The following is a 17,152-nucleotide window of genomic DNA, read 5'->3' as shown; positions in this document are numbered from 1 at the left end:
GTTAAAAAAAGGAGGCTTTTGCCTCCTTAATCTAACTTATCTGCAAGTTTTTTAAATGTTCTCTTTGGGTTTTTTCCTTCGTAAAGAATCGCGTAAACGGCATTAATAATCGGCGTTTTTGCTTTGCGTTCTTTATTGATCTTGTAAGCACTGTCTGTAGCATAATAACCTTCAGCGATCATACTCATTTCCATTTGTGCACTTTTTACCGTGTAGCCTTTCCCAATCATATTCCCAAACATTCTATTTCTACTAAACACAGAATATCCGGTTACTAAAAGATCACCTAAATAAGCCGAATCGTTGATGTTTCGCTTCATTTTGTGTACTTTTTTAATGAATTTTTTCATCTCGCGAATCGCGTTACTCATTAATACACTCTGGAAGTTATCACCATAACCAAGACCGTGTGCAATTCCGGCAGCAATGGCATAAATATTTTTAAGAACCGCAGCATATTCGGTTCCTACAATATCATCACTGGTTTTGGTTTTTATATATTCACTGGATAGAAAACCGGCTAGCATCTTAGCTTTTTCTTCATCACTACAAGCAATCGTTAAATAAGAAAGGCGCTCTAGCGCTACCTCTTCTGCATGGCAAGGCCCGGTAATTACGCCAATATTTTCAAAATCGATATTGTAGAATTTATTGAAGTGTTCTCCAACGATCAAACTACTTTCTGGAACGATACCTTTTATGGCTGAAAAGATCGTTTTTCCTTCCAGAGATTCGGTAAGATTATCTAATTCAGATTTTAAAAAGGCAGATGGAATTGCAAAGATCAGAATATCTGCAGCGCTAACAATTTCATTAATGTCATTGCTAAGCTGAAGTTGATTAATGTCAAATTCTACATCACTAAGATAATTAGGATTATGTTCGTGTCTTTTTAAATGCTCTACGGCATAAACACTTCTCATGTACCAATGTACCTTTTCGATATTTTCGGTAAGCATTTTTACGATAGCAGTTGCCCAGCTACCACCGCCAATAACAGCTATATTAGGAGTTGTACTCATTTGTTTGGTTTGTTATGCGTACTACAAAAATAAAGATTAAATAGGGCTTTAAAATTTCTAGAGAAGCTAACCGCCTAAGTATGGCAAAAATTTAACACAAAATAGCCGTCCTTAAAGACAATCTTAATAGAAAAGCTCACGTTATCCATTTATTCTTCTTCTAACCAAAGGAGAATTTTCTTAGTTTTTTTGGTTGGTTATTTAGTTTGAAAACCGCCTTGTATAAAAGATACAGGGCGGTTTTTTGATTGTAGTAATCGTAAATTTTAATAGCGAAGTGCGTCTAGATTCTATTTTCTTTCGGCTACTTATAAAAATTGTTATGAAGAACGTAATCCCAAACTTGGGGTGGTAACATAGGTTTTATAAACTTGCCTTGTTTTATCGAATCTCGAATAAATGTTGCTGAAATTTCTATAACCGGAGCATCTACTCGAGTGATCTTTGGATGATCTTTAAATTGATTTTCTACCCTTCCGCCAGATTTTCGTGGATATACATACAACGAATGATTTTCTAAGATCACCTCAAAATTTTTCCATTTATGAAAGGTCTTTAGATTGTCTTCGCCCATGATAAGGCAAAATTCGTTGGTTGGAAATTTTTCCTGAAGATGGGCCAAGGTTTTTACTGTGTAATTTGGTTGCTCTAATCTAAACTCTACATCGCTGGGTTGTAAATGTTCAAATTCTTCACAGGCCATAAACACCATATCCAGGCGATGATGGTTATTTAAAAGCGTACTTTTCTTTTTATGTGGGTTATGCGGAGTAACTACCAGCCAAACTTCATCAAGATCTGAAAATTCGGCCATATGATTCGCTATGATCACATGACCAATATGGATGGGATTAAAGGTTCCAAAGAAAAGTCCGATCTTTTTATTCATCTTACTTTTTTATAAAATCCAGCACTAGGTTATGTGCTTCTTCTAAAGCAACGTCCAGGTCGTTATTTTCAATAATAAAATCAAATTGCGGTGCAGTGGCAAGTTCGATACTCGCTTTAGCAACACGCATATTAATTTTATCCATCGATTCGGTTTTACGCTTTTTTAACCTGATCTTTAATTCTTCGATACTTGGTGGTTTTACAAAAACAGCCAGTGTTTTTTCAGGATAGATCTTTTTAATATCTAATCCGCCAACCACGTCGATATCAAAAATAACGTGTTTTCCTTTTGCCCAAATTCGCTCAACTTCAGCTTTTAAAGTTCCGTAGAAATTATCACGATAAACTTCTTCCCATTCCAGAAATTCGTCGTTTTTGATCTTTTTTTTAAAATCTTCTAAAGATAAAAAGTAATAATCCTTTCCATCAACTTCGTTAGGGCGAGGATCACGTGACGTTGCCGATATCGAAAAATCCAGCTTTAATTCGTCCTGTTTTAAAAGATGTCTTACAATAGTGGTTTTCCCTGAACCAGACGGAGCTGAAAATACGATTAGCTTCCCTTCTTTCATGGTGCTCTACTTTAATTTGGGTTAATTTCTTATAGTACGTTTAAGACCTGCTCTTTAATTTTCTCCAGCTCATCCTTCATCTGCACTACAAGCTGTTGCATTGGTGCATAGTTACTCTTGCTACCAATGGTGTTTATTTCACGCCCCATTTCCTGGCCAATAAAACCTAATTTTCTACCGTTGCTATCTTTAGTATCAAGCGTTTCGGTGAAATAAGCCAGGTGATTTTTTAATCTTACTTCTTCTTCTGTGATATCGTATTTTTCGATGTAGTAAACCAGTTCCTGCTCAAAGCGATTCTCATCGACATTTTCCTTAAGATCTTCGATTCCTTTGCGAAGACGCTCACGTACATTATCTACACGCTCTGGATTAATTTGCATAATTTCATCTAACAAATTACCAATATTGCTAACGCGAAGTTTAAGATCTTTCTCTAAAGCAGCACCTTCTGCGGTTCTAAACTCGTTAATTTCAGCAAGAGCTTCCAATAAGGTTTTTTCAATCTCAGCAAACTCATTTTCGTCGATCTCTTCACGCTCAGTTTTTAAGGCATCAGGCAAGCGCATCGCGATTTCTAAAAGTTTAGAATCATGATTGCTGGCAATACCACCCAGATCCAAATCTTTTAATTGCTTGATGTAATTTTTTACCGCTTCAGCATTTACAGACGCAGATGTTTCGTCTCCTGTTTGCTCTACATACAGTGAGAAATCTACTTTCCCTCTTTTTAAAGCTGAAGATATCGTGTTACGCATCACCAATTCTTTCTCACGATATTGCGAAGGGATCCTGGCATTTAGATCCAGATTTTTACTGTTTAAAGATTTAATCTCTATAGTAATCTTTTTATTGGGAAGTTGTAGTACACTTTTCCCAAAACCTGTCATTGATTGAATCATGCTTCATTTTTACGGTTGGGCAAAGATAATCAATTCTTAGGCAGCGCAAAGGCTATAGAATAATTTAGCTGAATAATGGACTTTCCTGAAATTTTAACTGAAATCTTAGAGCTGATTTTGGATAAATTGAAGCGCTCTTTCTTCCTGGTAATACATTTTTTTATGCTGAATAAAACCTACGTGACCGCCATGTTTTGGAATTTCCAGATGTAAGAATGATGATTTTTCGGCTATTTTTTTCGGAAATGATGCTGAAGTCAAAAAACTATCATTTTCAGCATTCAATAAAAGTGTTGGAATCTTAATATTGGGTAAAAACTGAAGACAACTGCATTTTTCGTAATATTCTGCCGCTGAAGCATAGCCATGCGCCCGGCTGGTATATAACTCATCGATTGCTAACAATGAATTACAAGCCGATATTTGATGTTTTTCGAGTTCTTTTGGAAAAGCCAGTTGACGCTCAAAAAGCTGATCTTTAAGGTTTTTTTCGAATCGGTTGGTGTATAATTTGTTTTTTGGCAGGTTCAGCGCTTCCAGGCTGGCGCCTAGATCACAAGGTGTAGAAACGGCAACAGCAGCTTTTATTTGCGATGGCAATTCGTTGCGTTCCCCAAGATATTTCAATAAAAGATTTCCGCCAAGGCTAAAACCAATCAAAGCGATTTGATCGTATTTATTTTTGCTGAAAATATGGGCCAAAACTTCTTCCAAATCTTCAGTAGCACCGGCGTTATAACTTCGGTATAATCGGTTAATTTCTCCACTGCAACTTCTAAAGTTCATTCCGCAGTAATCCCAGTTATTTTCAGTAAAGATTTTCCCCATTCCCAGCATATACGGTCTATTGGCATTGCCGGCCAAACCATGCATGGCGATAATTAATTTTTTCGATTCAGTTTTAGAAAATGCCCAATCTAAATCTAAAAAATCACCATCCTTTAGCTCCAAACGTTCTCTTTTTTCAGACTTAAAATCCACTTTTCTAAGCGTTGCTGCATAGATGGTGGCGATATGAGCATTTATAAAAAGAGGCGGAGCGGTATAATTACTTTTAATCACTGGCATAGGGCAAATTTCAGAAAAAATTAGGTAAGGAAACTTATAATTTGGGATAAGAATAGCGGCAACTTCAAATCAAATTTTCGATGATTCGATGGAATACTTAAACTAATTATGCATGCATAGCAAATATTCGTAATTTAGTAATTCTGTAAAAATTGAAAAAAATACTTATGTATACCAAAGAATTTGAAATACGCTGGAGTGATATCGACGCAAACCGACACCTGGCCAATACGGCTTACATCAATTTTATGAGCCACACCCGAATGGGTTTTTTAATGGAAAATGGTTTTGGACAAAAAGACTTGGCAAAGCATAATCTTGGTCCGGTGGTTTTTTATGAGCACGTATATTATTTTAGAGAGGTTTTTGCAGGAGAACCGGTAAAAGTGAGCCTGCAGTTAAAAGGACTTTCTGAAGACGGAATGTATTTTGAATTTGTACATAATTTTTATGACAGCAAAGGAAGAAATTTTGCAAGTTGTGAAATGATGGGCGGTTGGATAGATCTTAAAGCAAGAAAGCTAACAGGTTTGCCTTCAGATTTAATTAATAATTTTGATAGCCTGCCACATACCGAAGATTTTAAAGTGTTAACAAAAGAAGATACCAGGAAACACGGTAGAAAACCACAGGATATCGATCCAGAATTGCTAAAATAAAGCAAGCTGAAATTATCGATTTTCGACTTATATTTTTTGAAACCCGGCTACGCCCGGGTTTTTGTTTTCTTAAAACTAAACAGGTAAACGCCCACAAAAACCAGTAAGCCAGCGGCAACTTTTATGGTGGTTAATTGGTCTGCGCCCACCAGGATCGCATAAATAATAGCGATTAAAGGCTGCAAATAGATAAAAACACTTATCGTTGATGCCGACAATTGCTTTAATGCATAAATATTAAGCAGGTAGGTAGAAAATGTTGTTCCGGCAACAACAAAAGCCATTCGCCAAATCGCATCGAATGGTAAGTTTAACCAGTCTACCGCTGTAAATTCAGAATAAGTAACGGGTAAATTTAAAATTACACCCATTAGGAAAAGCCATTTCATAAGCGTAATGGCGTGATATTTTTTGGTAAGTGGTTTTACGATCACCAGGTAAAATCCGTAAGAAAATGCATTGATAATAAACATCAAATTCCCAAGCGGAATGTTGGGCGCATTCGATACACTATCTGTACTGAAAAGTACTAAAGCCAATGCTCCAGAAAGTCCCAAAGCAATACCAATTCCTTTAATTAGTGTGATCTTTTCTTTAAGAATAAATGAAGCTAAGATCAAAACCATTACGGGAGAAAGCGTGACGATAACCGAGCTGTTAATGGGCGTGCTAAGACTTAATCCTTTAAAAAAGAAAAGCATATTTATGCACATTCCAAAAACAGCGCACCCCAGCATTCTGGGCCAGTCTTTTTTATCGATTTTCTCTTTTGGAGCAAGCGGACTTAATAGCCAAAACAAAATAGAAGCGCCCAGCACTCGAAGCATAATAAAACCAAAAGCTTCGATATGTGCAGGCATCACTCCTTTGGCGATGGTGTGGTTTAAACCATAGATCGCACTGGCACCTATTGCGGCGAGGATCGCCAGCAAACGCCTATCCATGGATAGATTCTTTAGCGGCCGCTACATTCTTTTTAGCATTACCAATAAAGATCTCATTATCGTTAATTATTACCGGACGTTTTAAAAAAGTATAATGTTCCAGGATCAAAGCTTTGTAATCTTCTTCGCTAAGATTCTTGTTTTTAAGATCACGTTCTTTATAAAGTCGTGCTCTTTTGCTAAAAAGCGACTCGTAGCTACCCGCAAGTTTTTGCATTTCTTCTATTTGCGCTGCGGTAATTGCATCTGTTTTGATGTCCTGAAGTTCAAATTCTGCCGGAGCTTCGATCTCGTTTAAAATTCGTTTACAGGTATCGCAGGTAGACAGGTAGTAGATCTTTTTCATTTTATTTCGATTTAAGAATGCATAAGAAAAGCTGCAAAGGAAAAACTTTATAAGAGCTTCTGCAATTTATTCGGTTGCTGAAAGATCTATTTTTAAATATTCTGAAATTTCTTCCAGCTCATATTCGTAAGTTTTTTGTCCTTCAGCATAAGCCGCGATCTCGTATGGATTATAGGTTAAGATCAATTTATCATCTCTAAAACCAATATTTGCCGGAAGATGAAATTCGTCGCTTTCGAAGAACATTCCGGTGCTGTTGATGTTTTCGTCCTGCGGGATATCTTCTTTATTTCTGAAGTCTTTTTCTACAAATTCTTTAAATTCTGCAGTAAAGAGATCCTTGTGCGTGTAAACTTCGCCAGTTTCAGGATTAAAATTCATATAGGTGTTGCTTCCGTAGCCGTGTGCACCACCGGTAAACGTGTAAGCGTTAAAATCTATACTTAATAATTTAAAGTTTTCTGAAGTAATTTCAGCAAAAACAGTCGCTTCCCAAGGGATTTGGTTTTCAGGAAAATCTTTTCGGTAAGACGCATAATTTGCGATAAAACCATCAACCATCTCTTCCATAGTTTCAGGATTGTCATCGGGATTAAAACCAGAAACAAGTTGGATAATATGAGATTCTATAGAATCATTGATCTTTTTAGCAACCTCGTCCTGGCCTTTGGCAACCGGGTAATTAATGTTCACAAAAGTGCAATTTCCGGTTTCAGGATTACACTTTTCGTAAGACTTTTCTACGTTATAATTGGTTAAAATAAGGGCTTCTTTTTTCTCTTCTTCACAGGCAAAAAGCATCAGGCTAGCAAGCAACACAAAAAGAATTTTTTTCAAAATGGTTTTCGGATTTTAGGTTATTGTTTTGCTAAAGTACGCAGCAATTTTGGCATTGCCAATGCGAAGCTTATTTTTGCTAGTAAGATTTTTAATAGCAATGAAAATCAGCTTTTAAAGCTAGATTTTCGCTATAAACCAACTAAATCATTGTTATGAAATTTAATACCAAAACTATACACGGCGGGCAGGAAAATACAGATCCTGCATACAACTCTGTAATGCCGCCAATCTATCAAACCAGTACGTATTCGCAAAGCACCCCGGGAGGTCATAAAGGCTTTGAATATTCCAGAAGTGGAAACCCAACCCGTGCCGCTTTAGAACGTTCTTTAGCCAGTATCGAAAATGGTGAATTTGGGATGGCTTTTGGATCTGGACTTGCTGCGATCGATGCCGTAATGAAGCTTTTTAAACCAGGAGACGAAATTGTAAGTACCAACGATCTTTATGGTGGTTCTTACCGTTTATTTACCTCGATATTTGAAAATTTGGGCATTAAATTTCACTTTATCGGGATGCAGGAAGCTGAAAATATCGAAGCTTATATTAACGAAAATACAAAGCTTATTTGGGTAGAAACACCAACCAACCCAATGATGAATATTATCGATATCGAAGCTGCAGCTAAAATTGCCAAAAAGCACAATGTTTTATTAGCGGTAGATAATACTTTTGCAACACCATATTTACAGCAACCTTTAGATCTGGGAGCAGATATTGTAATGCACAGTGCTACAAAATATCTTGGCGGGCATAGTGATGTTGTGATGGGCGGACTTATCGTGAAAGATAAAGCTCTGGCAGATAAATTATATTTTATCCAAAATGCGAGTGGCGGAGTTTGTGGGCCGCAGGATAGTTTTTTGGTGTTACGCGGAATCAAAACTTTGCATCTTAGAATGCAGCGCCATTGCGAAAATGGAGAAAAAGTAGCCCGATTTTTAAAAGAGCATGCCGGAGTTGCAAAAGTGAACTGGCCAGGTTTTGAAGATCATCCAAACCACGATATCGCTAAAAAGCAAATGAAAGGTTTTGGCGGAATGATCTCTTTTTCTACTACGGAAGGAACCGCAGAAAGTGCAATAAAAATCCTTGAAAATCTGAAGGTTTTCACCTTAGCTGAATCTTTAGGCGGAGTAGAATCTTTAGCTGGGCATCCGGCAAGCATGACGCATGCATCGATCCCAAAAGAAGAACGTGAAAAGACCGGTGTTGTAGATAGTTTGATACGATTAAGTGTTGGAATTGAAGATGGAGACGATCTTGTTGAAGATTTAAAACAAGCGTTGGGATAATAGTAGTTAGAAGTTAGATTTTAGATCGCTGTGCTGTTAGGGATTAGAAAATAGAAGAGTAAGCAATCGAGGTAATTTTTTCTGAAATTTTGCAGAAGTATTAATTTGATAAGGAAACAAATTTTCATGCTAAACTTGTCCGTCCGGCGGACTTGATTTAGCATCTCATGATTTAATTAAAAAACGAGGGCTGAAATTATCGAATTTCAGCCCTCGTTTTTTCTAATATCTAATATCTGAAATCTAAAAGCGAAGCGGTCTTGATTTTAAATCACTTTGCTTAGCGCCCAGATAAGTCGTTGCACTTCTTCTTCGGTATTGTAATGTACTAAACTGATGCGTACCACGCCATTTTTTTCAGTTAGGCCGAAATCTTCAACCATTTTTTTAGCGTAAAAATCACCAAATCGAATACCTATTCGATAATCGTCGATTTGCGTTACAATATCATCACTTTTAAGTTCCTGATGTACAAAAGAAATCGTAGGTACTCTTTTAGAAGCATCGGCTTCAGGATTTCCTATGATCTTAACTTTAGGATTTTCATTTAAAAAATCAAGAAGCTTTTTGGCCAATTTCTGCTCATGTTGTGCAATAACTTCGTAAGATCTTTTCAGCATTAAAACTGAAGATTCTTTATCTTTTGGAAAGTGTTGTTTATAGAATTCCTGAAAATATTCAGTGATTCCCAAAAGACTATAGGTGAGTTCAAAATTGAAGTTCCCCGGTTGAAATTTATAAGGGATATCATCTTTTTTGAAGAAATAGTGATTTATACCATCTATTTCTAAAAGTAGATCATACTTACCGTACATTAAAGCTAAATGTGGGCCATAGGTTTTATACCAGCTAAAGGTGTAAAAATCGATATCCAGCTCCTGAACATCAATTTGGCGATGAGGTGCGTAAGCGACACCATCTACACAAATAAGGGAGCCGTTTTGATGTACAATTTCAGCAATTTTCTTGATAGGATTTATGCTTCCCAGAATATTAGAACAATGCGTAACCGCGACAAGTTTGGTTTTTTCTGAAAGTAATTTTTTCAGTTCAGAAAGCTCTAATTCCATAGTATCTGGATTGGCTTTCCAAACCTTAACTTTTATGCCTTTTTCTTCCAAATCTGTCCAGGGAGAAACGTTTGCTTCATGATCTGTATTGGTTACAATAACCTCGTCACCCTGTTTCCATTTTTTACTAAGTGAGATACTTAATATTCTAAAAAGCATACTCGAAGAAGGCCCTATAATTACTTCTTCGGTTCTATTGGCGTTGATGAATTTTGCAACTTGTTTGGTTGCCCATGCTAGCTTTTCGCCGGCTTCCTTGCTAATTTTATAAGATGCGCCAAGTTGTACGTTATGATGAATTAAATAGCCATTAATTCGCTGAATAACTTTTCCCAATACCTGGGAGCCACCGGCATTATCCATAAAGACAAAATCTTTATCGAGTGCAGGAAACTGTTTTCTAACAAATTCTATATCCATAAATCTATTTATCTAAAAGGCTTTCATTAAAAAGCTTAAGAATTCTGCTATACTCATCTGTCCAGCTGCTCGGCTCAACAAAACCGTGATCTTCTACTGGATAAACAGCCATTTCCCAGTTATCTTTTCCTAACTCGATAAGGCGTTGAGAAAGTCTTACAACATCCTGAAAATGCACATTTACGTCTACCATTCCGTGGGCGATAAGTAGATCTCCTTCTAAACCTTCAGCAAAATAAATAGGTGAAGATCTGCGATAGGCAATAGGGTCGTTTACAGGCTCATTAAGTATATTGGAGGTGTATCCATGATTGTAATGTGCCCAATCTGTTACAGATCTTAACGCCGCACCGGCAGCAAAAGTATCTGGTTCGTTAAACATTGCCATTAAAGTAATAAATCCGCCATAACTACCACCATAAATTCCGATTTTTTCAGGATTAATTTCATGGTTTTCAACTAAATACTTTGCTCCATCTACCTGGTCTGAAAGGTCTTTGCCTCCCATGTGACGATAAATACCGGTTCTCCAGTCGCGACCGTAACCAGCACTACCGCGGTAATCGATATCAATAACGGTGTACCCTAAATCTGTTAATAGATTATGGAACATATATTCTCTAAAATATGACGACCACCATTGGTGTACGTTTTGTAAGTATCCTGCACCATGCACAAAAACAACTGCAGCATCATTTTTAGTTTCTTCACTTGGTGTGTACAATCTTGCCGGAACCATCGCACCGTCTTCAGCTTCAAACTTAATAAGTTCAGGAGTTCTCCAATCGTAACTTGCAAATGCTTCAGATTGTCCGCTGGTTAATTGTTTAGCTTCACCTTTTCCGGTCTTTTTTAGGTAAAGTTCCCATGGCTTATTGCTGAAGGAATAATAGATCGCCATATATTTTTCATCTGGAGAAAGATAAACCTGGTTGTTACCGGTCATATTAGTCAGTTTCTCCATTTTACCACCCATTACCGGCATTTTATAAAAATGGCGAACATCTGGACCTTCTTTAGAAGTGGTTAAATACCAGTATTTTTTATTATTGGATAATTCTGGATTAAAAACTTCATATTCACCGGGAGTAAGATCTTTTTTCTCTCCGTTATCAACATTCAGAAGATATAAATGAGAATATCCCGTAGCTTCAGACTGAAAATAAATATGCTTATTATCTGGTAACCATCCAATGGTTCCGCCTCCAAAAGACCAGCCAAGACCCGGCCCGGCGATCCATGCTTCGTCGCGTTGGCGATCGATGGTGGTAAGACTGCCATCTTCAAGGTCTAATTGAGCGATCCAACGGTCTTTGTTATCTTTAGATCGAATGCTTACGATAGCTTTCTCTCCATTTTCTGAAAAATAAGCAGGCGAAGTAATCACTTCACGAACTTTTTCTTCCCATTCTTTATCTGGATAATCTTTAACATAATCGGGTAAGTCTTTAATACCTTCAAGCTCTGCTGTGCTTACCATAAAAACGGTGTCTTTTTCGATATTGTAAAGCGCCAGTTCCACTTCGGTTTTATCATCACCTACTTTAGAGCGTGCAGGCAGATCTTTGGTGTATCCAGATTGATCTACATAATTAGGAACATCGGTATTTTCACCGCGTTCTCTTTTAATTAAATTGAAACTTACATATTTTCCGTTAGGAGAAATGCTAAGTCCGGATATTTGCTTATCTCCCGCATAAAAGGCATAATCTTCTTCTTGGGCAACACTTTCGCGATAGGATTTAGAAGTTTCAGATTTTTCTTTGCGTTCATTAACTACTTCTAGAAGATCAAGATTTTCATCCTGGATCCATTGATTTTTGTCTGATAGTTTGTCTTCTCTATCTTCTCGCTTTTTCCCTTTATTGATGTTGGTTAATTTTGTTATCGTGCCTTCGTCAAGATCATAGATAAACGCATTGTCATTCAAGATGAACGAAATTTTAGATTCATCTGCCATAAACTGAGGATCTATAATACGTTCACCCAGGTCGATCAGTTCTGTTTTGGAAGCTTTTCTGATATTGTATAATAAGAGCTTCCCATTTTCAGTAAAAAGCATTTCGGTTTTCTTATCGTTATAATCACCGTAACGCGGGATCATATTTTCCTTTTCTTGTTGCGAAACCTTTACAATCTTAGATTGGTTAGAAAGATCGATCTTGTATAACGAATCATCTGGATCATTTTCTAGGTTATACTGAAAATAAATATTTTCACTTTCGATTCCCCACTGTATTCTGGAAGGGAAAGTTCCCATCCATTTTGGGTCTTGCATAATTTTTTCCACAGAAAGATCACTTTGCTGTGCCTGTAGGGTAATGCTGCTAAATGCAATAAGAGCAAGAATTGCGATATTGCTAAAACGAAGCGTAAATTTTGTCATTTAGGTAAATATTGGATTTTAATTAGTGGTGAGATTTCGATAAATCAAAAAATTAAACTTTCGAAGCCAAAATACTCAAAAATATAATCATCAGCTCTTTGACAAAAAAGCTTAAAAATTTGCTCACAATATACTTAAAATCACGGTTGAATTCAAGAATAATAGGTCTTAAGCTATGATTTCAGTAAAGAATATATTTATATTTGAAAGCAATAATTCACCAAATTTTCAATCAAAATCCAATGAAAAACAAACTACAACTAGCTTTTGCATCGCTTGCACTTGCTGCGACGGCTTCTTTTGCACAGCAACAGGATCCAATCGTAGAGGAGATCGTTACAGAAGCTACCGAAAATTCTCAATTAAAAAAGTTAGGCCACGAACTTTTAGACGTTATAGGGCCAAGACTTGTAGGTTCACCACAAATGGAACAGGCACATGACTGGGCTGTTAAAACCTATGCTGATTGGGGAATTTCTGCCGAAAATCAACAATGGGGAACTTGGAAAGGTTGGGAACGTGGTATCACGCATATCGATCTAGTAGAACCTCGTTTAAGAACCTTGGAAGGTAGACAACTGGCGTGGAGTCCATCTACTTCTAAAAAAGGGGTTACAGCAGAAGCTGTTCTTTTACCAGAAGCTAAAGATTCGGCCGACTTTCAATCTAAATTAAGTGCTGTAAACGGCAAATTTGTATTGATGTCTTTTAACGAGCCAACTGGCCGTCCAGATTATAACTGGGAAGAATGGGCTACAGACAAGTCTTTTGATAAAATGAAAAAAGAACGTTCTGAAGCAGAAAATGCCTGGAGAGATCGTATAAGAGCTACCGGATATTCTTCTAGAGAATTACCAAAAATTTTAGAAGAAGCAGGAGCTGAAGGAATTATTACTTTAAACTGGTCTAGCGGTTTTGGCGTAAACAAAGTATTTTCTGCCTATACTGAAGACATTCCTACCGTAGACCTTTCTTTAGAAGATTACGGGTTAGTATACCGTATGGCTGAAAGTGGAGATAAGCCAGAGCTTAGTATCACAGCAACTTCTGAAGATCATGGAGAAGTACCTACTTTTAATACGATCGCAACAATCGAAGGTTCAGAAAAACCTGAGGAGTATATCGTTCTTTCTGCACATTTTGATAGCTGGGATGGAGGAACCGGTGCTACAGATAATGGTACAGGTACTCTAGTAATGATGGAAGCTATGCGTATTCTAAAGGAAGTATATCCAAATCCTAAGCGTACAATCATTGCCGGTCACTGGGGAAGTGAAGAGCAGGGATTAAATGGGTCTCGTGCTTTTGTAAAAGATCATCCTGAAATTGTAGAAAATGTACAGGCAGTTTTTAACCAGGATAATGGAACCGGTCGTGTAGTTAATATTTCTGGAAACGGATTAGTACAGGCTTACGATTATGTTGGTGATTGGTTATCTGCCGTGCCAGATAGTATTTCAAGACAAATAGAAACACATTTTCCAGGAATGCCTGGTCGTGGAGGATCAGATTACGCATCTTTCCTTGCTGCCGGAGCTCCAGCTTTTAACCTAAGTTCTCTTAGCTGGTCTTACTGGAACTATACCTGGCATACTAACCGCGATACTTACGATAAGATCGTTTGGGACGATGTGCAGAGCAATGCTATTCTTGCAGCGATCTTAGCTTATAAAGCGAGTGAAGATGCAGATAAAACTTCAAGAGAGCAAAGAGTGCTTCCTGTAAACGGTAGAACTGGTGAGCAAATGACATGGCCAGAACCAAGAGATGCAACGCGTCGAGGAGGCTTAGATTAAATACCGAAATTCGATAAATTCAGTTACAATTTTTAAAAACCCTTACTCTTTCTTAGAATAAGGGTTTTGTTTTGTGCTGAATCTTAAGTTGTAATTTTTGTATCTTTGATTAAATAGCCTTTAGATATGGACTTGCAAACAAGAAAGTTAAATTTAATATCATATCTCGCCCAGATTCAGGATGAAAATCTTTTATCTGAAATAGAGAGTTATATTCTAAAAAATATATCGAGTGATCAGGAAACTTTTTTAGAGCCTTTTAGTCCGGAAGAATTAATAAAAAGAATTGAAATCTCTGAGAACGATTTTGAAAATGGGAGGTTTAAGTCTCAGGAAGATTTAAAAAAAATAACTGAAAACTGGTAATCATTTGATGTGTGGAGATAGTTTGGTCTGATTTTGCAATTAGTAATTTAAAAGAGATTTATGATTACTATAAAGAGAATGCAAATCATAAGGTTGCCAAGAAAATTAAGTCAGAAATTTTTCAATCTACAAATCAACTTAAAATATTTCCAGAATCAGGACAAATAGAATTTTATCTGAAGAAATTAAATAGAAATCATAGATATTTAATTTCAGGCAATTATAAGATCATCTACAATATAAAAGGCAATAAGGTGCTGATCTATGATATTTTTGATGTTCGAAGAAACCCAGATAAAATGTTGAAATAAACTCTTAAAGCTTCTTCTTCAAACGTTTAGCTGCTTTTGTATATCCACCATTTCCGCCATCTACAAAATGAATATGTTCATGAGTGCTAATATCTCGCACGTAGCAGGACATAATACTTTCTTGGCTCACATGAATTCCGTAAGCTATTTTTCCTGAATTTTCCAGGTTGTCCAAATAGCCAATGAGTGCTTCTCTTTGCTGAGGTGTTCCTGAAATCACTGTGTTGATTCGACCATCAATGGTTAAGGTGTCGGTTAACGCAACTAATTTTTTAAGATAGTTTTTGCCGTTTTCTTTTTTAAGCCAGATGTGTTTTCCGTACTTGCCCGTTAGCCAGCTTTTAACTAAATAAGGAAGGTTGAATTTGCCCAATTTCGCCTTCATTTCAGAATTGATCTTCCGCAAATTTGCTTTCAATTTTAGTCTTCTTACTGTGATAGGTTTTCTGCGACTTGGTGAGCCATAAATATCGTCGATCGCCTTAAGGACTTCAGCAAAGATCTTATAGGATTTAGTGTCGTTTTTAGAAATCACGATAAGGCTCACTACTTCCTGCCCGTTTTTAGGCGGTTTTATCTTGTCCCATTTGCATTCCATCCCTTCCAGATCGATGGGTTTTTCGTCTGGCACAGGTTCCTGCTCTGGGAGCGTATTTTTAATAAGATCTTCAGCGTAATGTAAAGCATCTCCCAAAACAACAGGAATGTTTAGATCTTCATTCACCTTAAGTTTGGCGATTTTAAGCTGAATATTTTCCTGGTAGATCTTCTTAACCGAAAAAGAGCCTGTTTTAAGCTCTAATTTGAAGTTTTTAAGTGTATTTCTTTTATGCTTCTGAAGTGCGCTGAGTGTTTCTTCTAAAATTTCCTGTGGAACAAGTGCAATGGCACCGTCGCCACCAAAAAAGAACGGAATATTGATCTTTGCTTTATAAGCAATATTGATCATGGCGATTACCGCGCCCGTAGCAATAAGGTTAACCGAGTTGTGCTGGCCTTTTGCAATCGCTTCAGTCGAATTTTTGATGTCTGCAGCAACGATATGCCAATTTTCAGGAACATTTTTAAAATGACTAATATCGCCTACTAGCTTACTCACCGGGATGTCCCAAGCGGGTAAATTTTCATAAAAATTAGTATCGATATTAGCCATTTTTAGCTTTAATCTCTTATTAAGGGTTTAATTCACCAAGGCTTGCCTCGAAATTGAAAAAGATTGTTCTATTCATAGCTCGTGGGCTTGCCCGAGGTTTTTCCTTTATAGATCTGTGATTTGATCTATCTCTGCTTCAGTAAGCTCTAATAAGCCGGCTTTTGGAAGCCTGGTGATCATTTCTCGCCAGTTTTCGTCCTGCTCAAAAATTTCAGCAAAAACAGGTAAAGCTTCTTCCAGGCGATCGCTGTTTGCCAAAGCCACCGCTTTCCAGAATTTCATTTCCAGGTTATCGGGAAACATTTCTTCCGCAGTACCATATTCTTCTAAAGCTATATCGATATCACCTTTCTCAACGGCAAGATCTCCTTTGTTCATATGTTCGTAAGCACGAGCGGTTTTAAGTAATCGCTCTAACTCCTGTATTGGATTTTGATGATCGTCTACTCTAAGATCGATCTTTTTCTCTTCCCAGGGGTTTTCAACTTTTTTAGGGCCTACAACAATAAGTGCAGCCGATTGTTTACCGCGAATGTCACCACCTGCATTTTGTGCTGCTTTTAAAACCTCTACCATTCGTTCTGCTAACGGAAGAGCTCCGTTCGATTTAAAGGCTTCGGCCATGGCAGGAACAACTTTGTCATTCAGCATCATGTTTGCTTGTACAGAAAAATTTTCTCCTTCTATATGTGCGGCAGACTCTACACAAAGTTTCCCGGTGTAAGCAGCAACATTTCCTTTAACATCAAGAAAAGCAATTTGGCGGTAATCACGACCTTCGTCCTGACTTACTAATTCATCTAAAGCATCTTTGGCAGACATACCGCCTCCCATTAATTTTAGTCCGTTTGGTCCGTAAGCAGGATTTACGAAAGACTGTGTAGCGACAACGCCCACACCAGATTTTCCCCAGCTCACCAAAGAACCTACAGAAAACCAATGGCTTTGTACCGCAACGGCCATTTCGCCAGTTCTAGGATCTTTAGCAACGACAGAGAAGGTATGGGCAAAAGCTTCTTTGTCGATATTGGCATTTTGAGCTTTTGCTTTAATCATAAAAAAACAAATTAAAACGAGTGGTAAGAATTTTTTCATGTTGATTGTTTATAGA

General features: G+C 37.2%; 17 protein-coding genes. 5 read left to right on the top strand and 12 right to left on the bottom strand.

The features are described from left to right. Positions 1-26 precede the first annotated feature (26 nt). From INR75_RS03535 to INR75_RS03515, 5 genes are all read right to left on the bottom strand, one after another. The gene (locus INR75_RS03535) at positions 27-1,022 is read right to left on the bottom strand and encodes an NAD(P)H-dependent glycerol-3-phosphate dehydrogenase (RefSeq protein ID WP_223090798.1); all 996 of its coding nucleotides are present in this window, start codon (positions 1,020-1,022) and stop codon (positions 27-29) included. 304 nt (positions 1,023-1,326) lie between these two features. Further along, on the bottom strand, positions 1,327-1,911 hold the full coding sequence (gene nadD / locus INR75_RS03530; RefSeq protein WP_223090797.1) for a nicotinate (nicotinamide) nucleotide adenylyltransferase: 585 nt from the start codon (positions 1,909-1,911) through the stop codon (positions 1,327-1,329). A 1-nt stretch (position 1,912) separates the two neighbouring features. Continuing rightward, complete coding sequence (gene gmk, locus INR75_RS03525) at positions 1,913-2,485, bottom strand: guanylate kinase (RefSeq protein WP_223090796.1); 573 nt, start codon at positions 2,483-2,485, stop codon at positions 1,913-1,915. 29 nt (positions 2,486-2,514) lie between these two features. Then, positions 2,515-3,387 carry a YicC/YloC family endoribonuclease gene (locus tag INR75_RS03520; RefSeq protein ID WP_223090795.1) on the bottom strand — a complete coding sequence of 291 codons (873 nt, stop codon included), beginning with the start codon at positions 3,385-3,387 and terminating at the stop codon, positions 2,515-2,517. Positions 3,388-3,492: 105 nt separating this feature from the next. After that, positions 3,493-4,455: a YheT family hydrolase gene (locus INR75_RS03515; protein WP_223090794.1), complete on the bottom strand. Its 963-nt coding sequence runs from the start codon at positions 4,453-4,455 to the stop codon at positions 3,493-3,495. Between the two features lie 167 nt (positions 4,456-4,622). On the opposite strand from INR75_RS03515, the gene INR75_RS03510 reads away from it, so the two are divergent. Next, entirely contained in the window at positions 4,623-5,114 is a 492-nt protein-coding gene (locus INR75_RS03510; protein ID WP_223090793.1) for a thioesterase family protein, read from the top strand. A 47-nt stretch (positions 5,115-5,161) separates the two neighbouring features. On the opposite strand, the gene INR75_RS03505 is transcribed toward INR75_RS03510, so the two are convergent. The 3 genes from INR75_RS03505 to INR75_RS03495 form a co-directional block, all read right to left on the bottom strand. Next, a complete protein-coding gene (locus INR75_RS03505) occupies positions 5,162-6,058 on the bottom strand; it encodes a DMT family transporter (protein WP_223090792.1) in 897 nt (298 codons plus the stop codon). Continuing rightward, on the bottom strand, positions 6,051-6,404 hold the full coding sequence (locus tag INR75_RS03500) for an arsenate reductase family protein (protein WP_092539639.1): 354 nt from the start codon (positions 6,402-6,404) through the stop codon (positions 6,051-6,053). Before INR75_RS03500 ends, INR75_RS03505 begins: the two co-directional genes overlap by 8 nt. Before the next feature lie 66 nt (positions 6,405-6,470). Beyond that, complete coding sequence (locus tag INR75_RS03495; RefSeq protein ID WP_223090791.1) at positions 6,471-7,241, bottom strand: DUF3298 and DUF4163 domain-containing protein; 771 nt, start codon at positions 7,239-7,241, stop codon at positions 6,471-6,473. Positions 7,242-7,396: 155 nt separating this feature from the next. Between INR75_RS03495 and INR75_RS03490 the strand changes: the two genes are divergently transcribed. Continuing rightward, the gene (locus INR75_RS03490; RefSeq protein ID WP_223090790.1) at positions 7,397-8,539 is read left to right on the top strand and encodes a cystathionine gamma-synthase; all 1,143 of its coding nucleotides are present in this window, start codon (positions 7,397-7,399) and stop codon (positions 8,537-8,539) included. A gap of 266 nt (positions 8,540-8,805) precedes the next feature. Here INR75_RS03490 and INR75_RS03485 read toward each other — a convergent pair whose 3' ends face one another. Beyond that, positions 8,806-10,029 carry a cysteine desulfurase-like protein gene (locus INR75_RS03485; RefSeq protein ID WP_223090789.1) on the bottom strand — a complete coding sequence of 408 codons (1,224 nt, stop codon included), beginning with the start codon at positions 10,027-10,029 and terminating at the stop codon, positions 8,806-8,808. 4 nt (positions 10,030-10,033) lie between these two features. Beyond that, positions 10,034-12,415, bottom strand: coding sequence for a prolyl oligopeptidase family serine peptidase (locus INR75_RS03480; RefSeq protein WP_223090788.1), 2,382 nt, complete (start codon positions 12,413-12,415; stop codon positions 10,034-10,036). Positions 12,416-12,657: 242 nt separating this feature from the next. Between INR75_RS03480 and INR75_RS03475 the strand changes: the two genes are divergently transcribed. The 3 genes from INR75_RS03475 (at position 12,658) to INR75_RS03465 (ending at position 14,888) form a co-directional block, all read left to right on the top strand. Further along, positions 12,658-14,211 carry a M20/M25/M40 family metallo-hydrolase gene (locus INR75_RS03475; RefSeq protein WP_223090787.1) on the top strand — a complete coding sequence of 518 codons (1,554 nt, stop codon included), beginning with the start codon at positions 12,658-12,660 and terminating at the stop codon, positions 14,209-14,211. 126 nt (positions 14,212-14,337) lie between these two features. After that, positions 14,338-14,577, top strand: coding sequence for a hypothetical protein (locus INR75_RS03470; protein WP_092539633.1), 240 nt, complete (start codon positions 14,338-14,340; stop codon positions 14,575-14,577). 11 nt (positions 14,578-14,588) lie between these two features. After that, positions 14,589-14,888, top strand: a complete 300-nt coding sequence (locus INR75_RS03465) for a type II toxin-antitoxin system RelE/ParE family toxin (protein ID WP_092539632.1) — start codon at positions 14,589-14,591, stop codon at positions 14,886-14,888. A gap of 4 nt (positions 14,889-14,892) precedes the next feature. Here INR75_RS03465 and INR75_RS03460 read toward each other — a convergent pair whose 3' ends face one another. Both INR75_RS03460 and INR75_RS03455 read right to left on the bottom strand, forming a co-directional pair. Then, entirely contained in the window at positions 14,893-16,041 is a 1,149-nt protein-coding gene (locus tag INR75_RS03460; protein ID WP_223090786.1) for a DUF3095 family protein, read from the bottom strand. A gap of 105 nt (positions 16,042-16,146) precedes the next feature. Next, positions 16,147-17,097, bottom strand: coding sequence for a DUF1028 domain-containing protein (locus tag INR75_RS03455; RefSeq protein ID WP_255584630.1), 951 nt, complete (start codon positions 17,095-17,097; stop codon positions 16,147-16,149). Positions 17,098-17,152 lie beyond the last annotated feature (55 nt).

Source organism: Zunongwangia sp. SCSIO 43204, assembly GCF_019904275.1.
GTDB classification, from domain to species: domain Bacteria; phylum Bacteroidota; class Bacteroidia; order Flavobacteriales; family Flavobacteriaceae; genus Zunongwangia; species Zunongwangia mangrovi.
This window is presented reverse-complemented; position numbering and strand designations above follow the sequence as displayed.